The sequence below is a fragment of the Opitutia bacterium ISCC 52 genome, from assembly GCA_014529675.2.
In the GTDB taxonomy this organism is placed as follows: domain Bacteria; phylum Verrucomicrobiota; class Verrucomicrobiia; order Opitutales; family UBA2995; genus UBA2995.
The window spans coordinates 3,028,354-3,040,793 of record CP076040.1 but is presented as its reverse complement, the minus strand read 5'-3'; the positions used below and the strand labels follow the sequence as shown (position 1 = coordinate 3,040,793).

11 protein-coding genes are annotated in these 12,440 nt (G+C 48.9%); 8 read left to right on the top strand and 3 right to left on the bottom strand.

The annotated features are described in order from the left end of the window. Positions 1–4 precede the first annotated feature (4 nt). Positions 5–1,072, top strand: coding sequence for a quinone-dependent dihydroorotate dehydrogenase (locus GA003_12930; protein QXD26933.1), 1,068 nt, complete (start codon positions 5–7; stop codon positions 1,070–1,072). A gap of 194 nt (positions 1,073–1,266) precedes the next feature. Here the strand turns inward: GA003_12930 and dapF are convergent, their stop codons facing one another. Further along, positions 1,267–2,079, bottom strand: a complete 813-nt coding sequence (dapF, locus tag GA003_12925; protein QXD26932.1) for a diaminopimelate epimerase — start codon at positions 2,077–2,079, stop codon at positions 1,267–1,269. Positions 2,080–2,311: 232 nt separating this feature from the next. On the opposite strand from dapF, the gene GA003_12920 reads away from it, so the two are divergent. From GA003_12920 to GA003_12890, 7 genes are all read left to right on the top strand, one after another. Continuing rightward, a complete protein-coding gene (locus GA003_12920) occupies positions 2,312–3,346 on the top strand; it encodes a sugar phosphate isomerase/epimerase (protein QXD26931.1) in 1,035 nt (344 codons plus the stop codon). Between the two features lie 78 nt (positions 3,347–3,424). Next, positions 3,425–4,201 (top strand): sugar phosphate isomerase/epimerase, encoded by a 777-nt coding sequence (locus GA003_12915; protein ID QXD30428.1) that lies wholly within the window; start codon positions 3,425–3,427, stop codon positions 4,199–4,201. Positions 4,202–4,237: 36 nt separating this feature from the next. After that, a complete protein-coding gene (locus tag GA003_12910) occupies positions 4,238–5,233 on the top strand; it encodes a dihydroxyacetone kinase subunit DhaK (protein QXD26930.1) in 996 nt (331 codons plus the stop codon). Between the two features lie 142 nt (positions 5,234–5,375). Continuing rightward, positions 5,376–6,002: a dihydroxyacetone kinase subunit L gene (gene dhaL, locus GA003_12905; GenBank protein QXD26929.1), complete on the top strand. Its 627-nt coding sequence runs from the start codon at positions 5,376–5,378 to the stop codon at positions 6,000–6,002. Between the two features lie 201 nt (positions 6,003–6,203). Continuing rightward, positions 6,204–7,241 carry an NAD-dependent epimerase/dehydratase family protein gene (locus GA003_12900; protein QXD26928.1) on the top strand — a complete coding sequence of 346 codons (1,038 nt, stop codon included), beginning with the start codon at positions 6,204–6,206 and terminating at the stop codon, positions 7,239–7,241. Positions 7,242–7,491: 250 nt separating this feature from the next. Further along, complete coding sequence (locus GA003_12895) at positions 7,492–8,556, top strand: dihydrodipicolinate synthase family protein (GenBank protein ID QXD26927.1); 1,065 nt, start codon at positions 7,492–7,494, stop codon at positions 8,554–8,556. Positions 8,557–8,685: 129 nt separating this feature from the next. Continuing rightward, the gene (locus GA003_12890) at positions 8,686–9,540 is read left to right on the top strand and encodes a GNAT family N-acetyltransferase (protein QXD26926.1); all 855 of its coding nucleotides are present in this window, start codon (positions 8,686–8,688) and stop codon (positions 9,538–9,540) included. 79 nt (positions 9,541–9,619) lie between these two features. Here the strand turns inward: GA003_12890 and GA003_12885 are convergent, their stop codons facing one another. Both GA003_12885 and GA003_12880 read right to left on the bottom strand, forming a co-directional pair. Then, on the bottom strand, positions 9,620–10,993 hold the full coding sequence (locus GA003_12885) for a Gfo/Idh/MocA family oxidoreductase (protein ID QXD26925.1): 1,374 nt from the start codon (positions 10,991–10,993) through the stop codon (positions 9,620–9,622). 205 nt (positions 10,994–11,198) lie between these two features. Next, on the bottom strand, positions 11,199–12,272 hold the full coding sequence (locus tag GA003_12880; GenBank protein QXD26924.1) for a LacI family transcriptional regulator: 1,074 nt from the start codon (positions 12,270–12,272) through the stop codon (positions 11,199–11,201). Between the last annotated feature and the right edge of the window lie 168 nt (positions 12,273–12,440).

Below are 12,440 nucleotides of genomic sequence, written 5' to 3'. Positions count from 1 at the left end.
TTAGATGGGTAAGTTCTACGAGTCGGTAATTCGGCCGACATTATTTCGACAAGATGCCGAAACTGCACATGAACAAGGTGTAGCTTTCATGCGGTTTATGGGTAGGTTGCCCTGGTTTTGCCGTTTGATGGAATCACGCAATTTGCGACCTCCACATTCAGAGCCTATCAAATTGTTTGGTTTAGAGTTTCCAAACCGTGTGGGTCTAGCCGCAGGAATGGATAAGAACGCAGCCTGTTGGCCTGCAGCAGCAGCCTTTGGTTTTGGCCATGTAGAGATCGGGACTATCACTTATCATCGCCAACCTGGAAATCCTCGACCTCGAGTCTTTCGATACCCAGAGCATGAAGCGGTCATCAATCGGATGGGTTTCAATAATGAAGGGGCCGAGTTTGTTGCCGCCCGATTGGCAAAACAAAACAAAGGCCTCAAGCGGAGAATCCCTTTAGGTATTAATATCGGAAAGTCGAAGAAGACTTCGATTGAAGATGCGGCCGACGATTATTTGAAATCATTTAACTTACTCGCCGAGTATGCGGACTATTTCACGATCAATGTAAGTAGTCCAAATACTCCTGACTTAAGAAAGCTTCAGGGATCGGAGCATTTGCCGACTTTACTCAAGGTTTTGGCCGATGCCAACAATGACCGCAGTGAAAGGCTGGGGGTTGGTCGACTGCCGATTCTATTAAAGATCGCACCTGACCTGAGCTACCGCGAGATTGATGGCATTTTAGAAACCATGTTGGCGCTAGGTTACGATGGTATCATTGCAACGAATACAACTCTCGCTCGTCCTGGACCATTTGCAGATGTAGATCAGGCTGGCGGGCTTAGCGGAAGGCCAGTGGATAAGAAGTCGACCGACATCATTCGATACATCAGCCGATCTACCGAATCTAAATTACCCATCATTGGAGTAGGAGGAATCATGGATGCTAAATCGGCAGGCGACAAAATCGCAGCTGGAGCATCACTCGTCCAGATTTACACCGGCTTCATATATAGAGGGCCCTTGTTTCCACGTGATGTCGCCATGGCACTGTCCCATGGTCACCGTGAGTGGTTCTGATTTTGGAGTGTTCAGGTTTCAGCGTTCGGTGTTCAGCTACCTATGCGATGATCGAACACCCTTGGTGATAGTAGGACACTCTTACTCTTCCTCTGCCATTCATGTTCCTTGGCCTCCAGGCCCATAAATCGGGGCCAAGCTCCCATTCTGCCATTATTATTCGAATGTGTACTGTAGGAAGAACGGCGAAACACTTACGGCAGCTCAATACTTCCGGTATAAACAACCTTCGCGGGCCCTGTCAGGGTTACTTGGTCTATCTCATCTCCGTCGACATTGAAGTCCACGCCGAGCGTATCTCCACCTGCTACCTTAAGGTTGATCGGCTTTTCTACACCGTTAACCAAATGAGATAGGATGGCAACCGCTGTGACTCCGGTGCCACAGGCCAGGGTTTCATCTTCAACACCGCGTTCGTAGGTGCGGACCAAAACTTGATCCCCATCTAGCTGGGCAAAATTGACGTTCGCTCCTCGAGGTTGGAACGCATCGTGGAAACGCAGCTCGGAACCTTCTGGTTTGATATCAACAGTCGAGATGTCGTCGACGAACTTTACGACGTGTGGAACTCCCGTATCGGTATAGTGAACAGTAGAAGGTCCATCGTTCAGATTGACTCGCAAACTCAATTGGGTGTCCAAGGCAGGAGTCATTTGTACGGTTATATGACCGTTTTCTGCAACGCCTTCCATATCCCCAGCGTCGGTGCGGAACTTGAGGCGACCATCCAGACCCAATTGATGGGCGAGAGCAAAAGAGATAAAGCAGCGTGCACCATTACCGCACATTTCCGCGCGTGATCCATCGGCGTTGTAATAGAGCATTTGTGCATCCAGGTTCTCCGTGGGACCTTTTTCGAGAAGTAAAAGCCCGTCCGCTCCGACTCCAAATCGGCGGTCACATAAATAGGCGATTTGCTCGGTGGTCAGGTCATATTGTCCGTCGAGATTATCTATCACTACAAAGTCGTTTCCGGCTCCGTGCATCTTTGTAAATGGAATGGTCATTTGGATGGACGATAAAAATGGAATCCCGATTAATTTCAAGGAGATCCTTCGATTCGCTATTCCTTAGTAGGATTATTGTGAGGAAACATACAACCAGACGGAAAATGATCACAAAAAAATGCCTGAATTGTCATTTTAGTCTGGGCCATTCTGCGAAAAGTAAAATACTACATATCTTCTGCGCCCCTGACGGCGTTTCGCATAATCCATTAACCCTTCTCATTTTCCTTCTATGAGCAATTCTTACCCTAAACTTCACAACGCAATGTGGCCCGGTCTCGTCGGCAAAGGAACCGACGAAGGTCAGGAACCGCCCATCAGCCTTGAAAAGATGCTCGACCTCACCGCTGCTGCGGAAGTGAACGGTCAGAAATTCGACGGCATCGACTACTTTCTCTTCCTGCCCCACACGAATCCAGAGGCCAGTGACAATGAATTGAAAGAGATCGCCGATCTGATCGCTAGCAAAGGATTCGATGTTGGATCTTTGGTGGCCCCCGTTTGGCCAGGCACCATTGGTGATTCCGCTATGGGCACCGACGAGCAGGTGGAAAAATTCCTCAGCGCCGTCAAGATGGCCTGCCGTGTCGCTAAAGTCTTTAACGAGCACGGTGTTCGCAAATATGGCGCCATTCGTATCGATTCAGCTGAATTCGGTGTGGAAAAGTGGCGTGAAGACAAGAGCGCAGGCACCGCCCGTATTGTAGACACTTTCAAAAAGGCCTCCCAGATCGCTGCTGACCACGGCGAACGGCTGGCTGCAGAGGGTGAAATCTGTTGGGCGGGCATGCATTCCTGGAAGGACATGCTGGACTTACTTGAAGGTGTTGGTATGCCAGAAACTTTCGGGTTTCAAGCTGACCTTGCCCACACCTATCTTTACACCCTCGGTTATAACGCTCCGGAACACGCCCTGCTCAAGGAGGGCTATTCCGAAGACGAGTTCTGGGCCGCCTACGAGCAAATGACTGACAAACTACGCCCCTGGACCATCGATTTCCACGTCGCCCAAAACGATGGCGAAGTGCATGGCGCCGGTTCGCACGATAAGACGGGCAAACATTGTCCCGCAGACGATCCCAACGGCAAACTGGACATCACCCGTTGTTCGGGCTACTGGCTGAAGGATTACCAAAGCCGCGGCATCAAGCACATCTGCTGGGATGGTTGCATGTTTCCGAATGCTACGCTGGAAAACCCGGACACTTGGAACACGATTCTAAGTTCCATGATCGATGTTCAACAAGCACACGGCGCGTCTGAATAATTACTTTCAACCCTTAATCATTCAATAGTTACCACCATGGCAAATATATCCCTAGGAGCAGAAGTTTACACCTGGTTCATGCGCGAATCAGGAGCCGCTTACGAAAATCAACTCGGTCACATGATTGAGATGTGCAACAAATCTGGATTCACCGGCATTGAGCCGATGCATTTCTGGATGGGCGACCTCACCGATCCTGGCCTCTTGAAAGAGAGTTTAGATAAAAACAATGTTCAGCTGTCCGGCATCGCGCTGGTTCATGACTGGAATAATCCTGAGGAAACCGTCGAGGAAGTCGCGGGAGCAAATGCATGTATTGAACTCCTGACGCAATTTCCAGGGTCCAAGCTCTGCACCGTGCAAATGCCAACCGGACGTCACGATCTCGAGCAACGTCGCTTGAATTTGGTCTCTTGCGTCAATGCCGTTTCTAAGCGCGCAGTCGATGCAGGTGTGGAATGTTCGTTTCACCCCAATTCTCCCCATGAGTCGATCAACCGCACCGCTGAAGATTATGATGTCATCCTAAACGGTCTGGACGCATCCGTCACTGGTTGGACTCCTGATGTGGGTCACATCCGCAACGGGGGTATGAATATCTTGGAAAAGATGGCTGAGTTCCGTCCGCTTATTAATCACATTCACTATAAAGATTGGGATGGAAATCCAGAGTGGGCACTTATGGGCGAAGGTAAAATTGATTTCATTGAGATCACTCAATGGCTGGTCGACGAAGGTTTCGAAGGTTGGATCATGTGCGAAGACGAAGCCGATGCCGCGATTGAAGATCCAGATGGTGTGACTCTACACGATGGAGAATACTGCAAAGAGAAGTTGGTCCCTATTATTTCATAACTAAGCTTTTCTGACCGGATGCTTCCGGAACATTCTATGAAGAAAATTATAAACGATCCCAATACGGTAGCTACAGAGCTATTGGGTGGATTGGTGGATTACTATAACGGTGATGCTTCTTTGGTATCTCCTGGTGTAATCGCCATGAATGACATTCCTGACGATAAAGTGACACTGCTCGTTGCCGGTGGCGCGGGCCATGAACCCATTTATCATGGGTTGGTTGGTAAGAACTTTGCTGATGGTGCTGCCTGTGGAGATATCTTTGCTGCTCCGCCGCCCAACATTATGTTGGATGCCACTCGTGCTGTAAATAAAGGCAATGGAGTTATGTATCTCTACGGCAATTACGCAGGTGATGTGATGAACTTCAATATCGCCGAGCAATTGGCTCGTGCAGAAGGAATCAATGTTGAGACCGTTTTGATCTATGATGATGTGGCTTCCGCGCCGCCCGACGAAAAAGAAAAGCGTCGTGGTATTGCTGGGCTCATTCCTATCGTAAAGCTAGCTGGTGCTGCTTCGAATGCGGTTGATACGCTCGAGGAGCTTGTTCGTCTTACAACCAAGGCTCGTGATAACACACGCTCTATTGGTGTGGCATTGGCTCCCGGTTCGATTCCTGCCTCAGGGCTACCTACATTCGAGCTCGATGAAGATTCCATCGGAATTGGTATGGGTATTCATGGTGAGCAGGGCGTCGGTGTTGAGCCAATGATGTCTGCCGACGATTTGACCGTCAAAATGATGGATCTGATTTTCGGTGATGATCTTTCTTTCGAATCGGGCGATGAAGTTGTCGTCTTGGTCAATAGTCTTGGATCTACCACATTGATGGAATGCCTCATCGTACTGAAGAAAGTGAAGCAGATCCTCAGTGAGCGTGGCGTAAAAATTCACGACATCATCGCCGGTAATTTAGTGACCTGTCAGGAAATGGCCGGGCTCTCAATCAGTCTTACGAAATTGGACGACGAATTAAAACCCCTCTGGGACATGCCTTGTTCATCCTTGGGATACACCAAGCTATAGTTTTATTGAATCTCATTTTCTAATTGATCCAAACCAACGAACGGCAGAGTAGGGATGCTCTTGCCCTACCATTTCTGATTAGAGGGTAGGGCTACTGCGTCCTCGCAGTGCCGCAATGATACTCAAGTTTTAAGAAAGAATTATGCTAAACGCAGAAGAAGTTAAAGCTATGCTTATTGCCGTAGCAGATACGGTGATTGCAAATGAAGATATTCTTGGTGAAGCCGATCGCCAACTCGGTGATGGAGATCATGGTATTGGAATGACCAAAGGATTCACTGCCGCCAAAGCGCAATTGGAAGCACTTGAGCCCACATCGGTGAGCCAGGTATTCACCACGACGGGTATGGCGCTTATGAGTACCATGGGTGGTGCCTCGGGTGCGGTCTTTGGTATGATGTTTCAGAGTGGAGGCATGGCCATCGCTTCAGCTGAAGGATTGGCCGCTGCCTCGCTTGCTACATTCCTGGAAGCTTCTGCTCAAGGGGTAATGAATATCGGCAAAGCAAAACCAGGTGACAAAACCATGGTGGATGCGCTTGTTCCGGCCCAGGAAGCTGCTGCCAATGCCAAAGATGGAACCATAGCAGAAGCGCTTGCCGCAGCTGCGGAAGGAGCCCGCGTAGGCATGGAAAAGAGCAAAGACATGATTGCTCAACATGGCCGTGCCCGAACCTTAGGTGAAAAGTGTATTGGTCATCCCGATGCCGGAGCGGTATCTGTTTCCATCATCTTTAAAAGGATGAGCGAGTTTGCGACTGGGAAGTAGGCTTGATCGCTGACTTCCACGGTCTCACGACCGTGGCTACAAAAAAGTAGCGACGCTGGTGACAGCGTCGACTCCAACCAAGCTCCCTCTCTGCCTCTGTTCTCTAGTCTCTCGCCTGTAGAATTCTACCTGTTTACAGTAGAGCCGATTCTCAATTGTCTTGGTGTTGCGCTTTGGTAGAAGCCATAGCAATTTATCGTTATGGAGTCGTACCCTACAGCTTTTGAAAATGAGGAAACGCTTGAGGAAGCGTTGTCTCGACCTACTCCTGAGCTTGTTGAATTCATGGAGCGCTTGGATGGTGATATTCTATTTCTGGGTGTATCCGGGAAGATGGGTATCTCTATGGCTAGTATGGCCAAACGAGCCTGCCAGCAAGCTGGGGTAGAGAAACGAGTGATCGGTGTGTCCAGGTTCAGTAATGCTGCGAATCGTGAATACCTCGAAGGTCTCGAAATCGAGACGATCGCTGGCGATCTACTGGACCAGCAATTCTTATCTTCGCTTCCGGAATGTGAGAATATGGTTTATTTAGCTGGAACGAAATTTGGAACTCAGGGGAATGAAGCCTACACCTGGGCTATGAATGCCTATCTGCCGGGTCTGATAGCGGAACGGTTCAAGTCCGCTCGGATAGTCGCTTTGTCTACAGGATGTGTGTATCCGCTCGTGAATATGGAATCTGGAGGATCTGTCGAAAGTGATGAGGTGGGACCGATAGGAGAGTATGCCCAGTCTTGTTTAGGCCGTGAGCGCATGTTCGAATTCGGAAGTACCTCTCATGATGCTCCCGTGGTTTTAATCAGGCTAAACTACGCTGTGGAAATGCGTTATGGGGTGCTGGCCGACATAGCTACGAAAGTTTGGGGGGACGAAACCATCGACGTAACAATGGGTTACGCGAATGTCATTTGGCAGGGAGATGCGAATGCACTCATCCTAAGAGCTTTCGATTTATGCAGGAGTCCTGCCCGGCATCTGAATGTGACGGGACCGGAAACTCTATCCATCCGATCTGTAGCTGAACGGTTTGGTCGGCTTCTCGGGAAAGAGCCAAAGCTTGTTGGAGAAGAAGCTCCCTCTGCGCTGCTTTCTAATGCTTCTCTTATGTTTGAGAGAATGGGAAAGCCATCCATCCCCGTTGAGCAAGTCATAGAGTGGACCGCTCAATGGATTCGCGATGGAGGTAGGCAGTTGGGAAAGCCCACGCATTTTGAAGTGAGGGACGGACAATACTAATCTGCATTTTCAACAGATGGGTGCTAAGAAGGAGATTTTTAAAAGTAGAATGTTACAATATGCGATTAGATCATTGCTGGTGCATATGGGTATGCATCAAGCCTTTGAATATCTAAGAGCACCCATCTTCGGGCTGACATGCCGAGTGTTCCTCCTTCTTGTTTCGGTTACGCACAGACGTGCGTGCCCTCACCATTCGTTCGTCATCCTCAACATCTCAACTCCGTGAAAATGCAGATTGGCACATTAAATGAGTAAAATCTTAACATACAAAATTCGAACACATCTGAATGACGGAACCGTTATTCCTGCGCACCCGTTGGCGGTGGATCAAAACCGCAAGCTCGACGAAAGACGACAACGCGCACTCTCTCGCTATTATCTGGACTCTGGAGTGGGTGGATTAGCTGTGGGTGTGCACACCACACAGTTTGAGATTCGGAAACCTGAGATCGGGCTCTATAAGCCAGTCCTAACTCTGGCAAAGGAAGAGCTTGATGCCTACCATGAAACCAATGGCCGTCCAGTTGTGCGCGTAGCCGGGGTGGTTGGTCAAACTGCACAAGCCGTTTCCGAGGCAGAGGTCGCAGCTGAGCTTGGATACGATGTTGTGCTACTGAGTTTAACAGCGTTGAAAGATGCAACGAACAAAGAGCTCATCCAGCATTGTCGTGCGGTGGCCGAGGTGATGCCGATCTTTGGCTTCTATCTTCAGACGGTTATTGGTGGCCCAAATCTCGATGTGGATTTCTGGCGTGAGTTTGCTCAGATCGAAAATGTGGTCGCCATAAAAACGGCTCCCTTTGATCGTTACAAAACCTTGGATGTGGTTCGTGGAGTTGTGGAGTCGGGACGAGCTTCCGAAATCGCTTTGTACACTGGGAACGATGATAATATCCTGGTCGATCTACTGAGTGAATATAGAATCGAACACGAGGGCGACTATGTTACCAAGCGCATTGCGGGTGGATTGCTCGGGCATTGGGCTGTTTGGGCTAAGAGTGCGGTTGAATTGGTTGAGCAGGTAAAATCTGGAGCATTCGCATCCAACACCGTTGAGGCACTCGCCGTGGCCAACCAAATTACCGACTCCAACGCTGCATTCTTTGATGCGGCCAACAACTTTGCTGGTTGCATTGTTGGTCTGCACGAAGTCCTGAGAAGGCAAGGATTGCTAGAAGGGGTTTGGACCTTGAATGAAAAGGAAGTGCTTAAACCGCAGCAAAGAGCTGAGATCGATCGTGTTTACCAAGCCTATCCAGAATTGAACGATGATTCGTTTGTTAGTGAAAACCTCCACCGGTGGTTGAGCTAAGCAGGACTTTTAAACGAATTCGAAAAACGGCACTGCGAGGACGCTGTAGCCCTACCATCTAAGATATTGTGTCAACGGTAGGGCGAGAGCATCCTTGCTCCGCCGCCTAAAAACTCTCAAAAACACCTTATGGATTTCTCAATCAGGCAAATGCGCGAGACAGATCTTCCGGCTGCTATGCGCCTGAAGAATGCCGAGGGCTGGAATCAAAAGGTGGCCGATTGGGCCTTCTACTTAAAGCACGATCCTGGTCTTTGTCTAGTTGCCGAAGTAGATGACCAAGTGGTGGGTACGGTCATGGCGATCAACTACAACAACCAAGTCGCTTGGATTGGTATGATGATTGTGGAGAAACCGTACCGTAAATACGGAGTCAGCACTGCTTTGTTGAATGAAGTCATCACTCGATTAAAAGACTGCCAATCCATCAAACTCGATGCTTCCCCCGCCGGAAGTCATGTATATGAGAAACTCGGGTTTGTTGTGGAGTTGGAACTCCAACGGATGATTGCAACTTCGCTCAGTGCGCCCGTCGGGTCTCCTTCCAAGGATTTAATCCAGCGTATCCAGGAATCGGATATACCGGATCTCATTGAATTTGATTCGCAAACGTTTGGAGCGAGTAGGGTAGGCCTGATTCATTATTTGGCCGGAAGTCGCCTGGATGTTGGATGGATTGCCAGATGCCAGGGTGAGGTCACAGGCTTCTTACTCATTCGTGAAGGAACGCTCTATCACCAAGTTGGGCCGCTCTTTGCTCAATCGGAGGCGCTCGCGTGCCAGCTCTTTTCACTGACAGCTAAACACCTGGAGGATAACCCGGTAACAGTGGATATCCACACCAGTAAATCGGCGTTCAGGGAATTCCTCCTGTCACTCGGTTTCGAAACTCAGCGTCCGTTCTATCGGATGTATTTAAATAAGAATCCATTTCCGGGTTTGCCAGACTGTCAATTCACTCTCGCCAGTCCCGAAGTCGGGTAGGGGATTAGAGTGACTGAATCAACATCGCTGGAAATCAATATTCCGGCAATCACAAGGGTAGTAGACTGAAAGCCACAGCCTACCTTAGGCGCCAATTACCTCGAATCGGTTTGCTTAGGTACTGGCTAGCTTCTTTATCACCAATGATCTTTTCTCGCTTTGGATTCCACTTGAGCGTTTTGCGACCAAGGCGGATAGCGATGTTGGCCAGGTGGCAGATGGAAATGGTGCGGTGAGCAGCTTCCACAGGAGCAACGGTTTGTTTCCCGCTTTTGATACAATCAATGAAATTGCCGACATGATCGCTGCTTTTGTAAGCATGCCATTCATTGTTTTGGATGCGCTCACGACGGAGGACTACCGGATCCATTGTGATGCTTCCACGGCGAACCATGATTTTCTTTCCGTTATCGCCTTCAAAGGTGATTCCATTGGGGTCACCTCGGTTATCTTGGACGATCATTTGAACGCCGCTTTCATAGGTGCAGGTAAACTTGAAGGCAGTTGCGGTATTGTAGAGGTCGTCTTCATCGGGTAGTTTTGCGTGATCAATGTCGATTTGCGTGGGACCACTCTTATCCATGCCCATGGCCCATTGTGAAATGTCCACATGATGAGCACCCCAATCGGTGATCATGCCGCCCGAGTAATCGAAATTGTGACGCCAATTGAGGGGGAGAGTTGCGGGTCGATACTCACGGTGCGGAGCTGGGCCTTCCCATAGGTCGTAGTTGAGGCCAACTGGAATCTCCTCTGGTTTTTTGCGCTTCCCCATCTGATTCCAATTGGAGTGTCCACCTGGGATTTTGATATGGATCTTCTTTAGGTTTCCGATGCGACCATTACGGACAAATTCCACCGCTTCTCTAAATTGGGATTCGGAGCGTTGTTGGCTGCCGGTTTGAAAGGTTACTCCATTTTTAGCAATGGCATTAGCCATGGCGCGCCCTTCTTCAACAGTCACTGATAATGGTTTTTGGCCATATACGTGGATCTTTTTGTTGGCGCAGTAGATAGCCATGACGGCGTGCCAATGATCAGGGGTAGAGATGTTAACCGCATCGACATCCTCATTATCCAGAAGCTCACGAAAATCTTCATAGGCCCGACAACCCTGATAATTAAGCATCCCCGTAGATTTAGCATAGTGCTCATTGACCATCTGCATGCCAGCCAAACGGCCACCCATTTTCTCGCCCTGGTATCCATAATTGCCTGAATGACGGTTGGCATCGGCCATGGCTACGACCTGAACACTGTCGTTATTCAGAAAATTGGGCACCGTCGTATAGGCAATCGTTCCAAAGCCCAAGCAAGCCACATTGATGCGATTAGATGGAGCCAGCTTATCGCCTGCCCCAAGAGCACTAGAAGGGATGATAGTCGGAAAGGCGACTGTGGCTGCGGAAGCAGCCAGGAACTTGCGGCGAGAAAAAATGGCTTTCTTATTCATGGTGGTAACGAGGAAGAATCGTTTGAATCGAATGTCCTATTATAGGCCCGTGGATGTCACTAATACCGCTAAATGGAATCCTTGCCCATGCAAGATTCTTCTCGATTTATGAGAAATATTTCTGCTCTAAGCGTCATGAGCAGAGGAGAAAGGGGGTCGAATTAATACGAATTCGCCTAGAATTGGGGGCTTTTGCCCTAAACTGTTAGGCTTCTTCCTTGACTACCGAATTCGATACTGGGCCGGTCGAGTCGAGCACTCGGAGCTGAGAGGGGAGGGTCACGTCCATTAGAGAACGAACAGATCCATTGATAGAATCTAGTAAGATTCTGGCCGCTTCGGATCCCATGTCCTCTGGGAGAGCACTTGCACTGGTGATTTGTGGATTTTCTTCCGTGCAGACGTTGGTCATATCAATGGCGGCTAGGCTCACATCTTCAGGAATGCGATAACCATGTTGAAAGAGATAGCTGATTGCGCCGCGTGCCATAAGGCTGTTGAGGCAAATCCATGCCGTTGGGAGATTGTCTTTATTGGCTTCAATAATTTGTTTGGCTGCATTCGAGCCCTCCATGCGGTCCGCACCTTTGAGGCGGGCGATTGCATCAGGGTCTATCGAAAGATCGTATCCGGTCAATGCCTCTACAACCCCTTCGAAACGTTCCTTGTGGCGACCCATAAATTTGTTTCCTCCGAGCCAAGCGAATTTTCTATGGCCCAATTCGTAGAGGTGGTCTACGAGCATGGAACCGCTTTCTTGTTCGTTGGAAAGGACTGAATGGCATTTGCCGGTCGCCCTCGCCGAAGTGTAGGTGATGGGAAGATCCAGTTTTCGCACTTCTTCCAGGAAGGCAGGTTGAACTTCTCCCATGATGACGATACCTTTCACGGTATTGGTCATGGCCTTGAACTCAGGAAGTTTATCAATTTCGATGTCATCCTCAGAACCGAGAAACACCATCTTGATTCCATGTTGGTCGAGCTGGTTATACATGCCCTGGTGTACGTGACTGAAAAAGTTACTCTTGGTTGCCAGTTTAAGAGGAGATCTTAAAATGTAGCCAACGGTGGTCGTTGAGGCTGATTCCCGAACGGTATCAATATTCATACCGCGTGGAGAGTAGCCATGGGTAATAGCGTAATCCCAGATGCGCTTATAGGCTTCCTCGGAAATGCCTTGTTTGCGCCCATTGAGAACCATCGATACCAAAGCCTGGGAATAGCCTAATTCCCTAGCAATTTGGGTCTGCGAAATCCGCTTCGAGGGTTGGGAGGACATGTAGAGTTGATCCTATAAAAGAGTAAGTTATAATTTAAAATTTATAATACTTATTAATCAAGTTCGAACTCAGTCTTTAAGGATTATTAATAAGTAGATGTTTACCATTGTTGGTGGCATGATAACTATCAGGAATGACGATGGTTAATAATTGAGAATAATGAAAAA

Coding starts and splice junctions, on each gene's coding strand:
- dhaL (QXD26929.1), top strand. CDS start 5,376: ATGCTAAACGCAGAAGAAGTTAAAGCTATGCTTATTGCCGTAGCAGAT.
- GA003_12880 (QXD26924.1), bottom strand. CDS start 12,272: ATGTCCTCCCAACCCTCGAAGCGGATTTCGCAGACCCAAATTGCTAGG.
- GA003_12900 (QXD26928.1), top strand. CDS start 6,204: ATGGAGTCGTACCCTACAGCTTTTGAAAATGAGGAAACGCTTGAGGAA.
- GA003_12910 (QXD26930.1), top strand. CDS start 4,238: ATGAAGAAAATTATAAACGATCCCAATACGGTAGCTACAGAGCTATTG.
- GA003_12915 (QXD30428.1), top strand. CDS start 3,425: ATGCGCGAATCAGGAGCCGCTTACGAAAATCAACTCGGTCACATGATT.
- GA003_12885 (QXD26925.1), bottom strand. CDS start 10,993: ATGAATAAGAAAGCCATTTTTTCTCGCCGCAAGTTCCTGGCTGCTTCC.
- dapF (QXD26932.1), bottom strand. CDS start 2,079: ATGACCATTCCATTTACAAAGATGCACGGAGCCGGAAACGACTTTGTA.
- GA003_12890 (QXD26926.1), top strand. CDS start 8,686: ATGGATTTCTCAATCAGGCAAATGCGCGAGACAGATCTTCCGGCTGCT.
- GA003_12920 (QXD26931.1), top strand. CDS start 2,312: ATGAGCAATTCTTACCCTAAACTTCACAACGCAATGTGGCCCGGTCTC.
- GA003_12895 (QXD26927.1), top strand. CDS start 7,492: ATGAGTAAAATCTTAACATACAAAATTCGAACACATCTGAATGACGGA.
- GA003_12930 (QXD26933.1), top strand. CDS start 5: ATGGGTAAGTTCTACGAGTCGGTAATTCGGCCGACATTATTTCGACAA.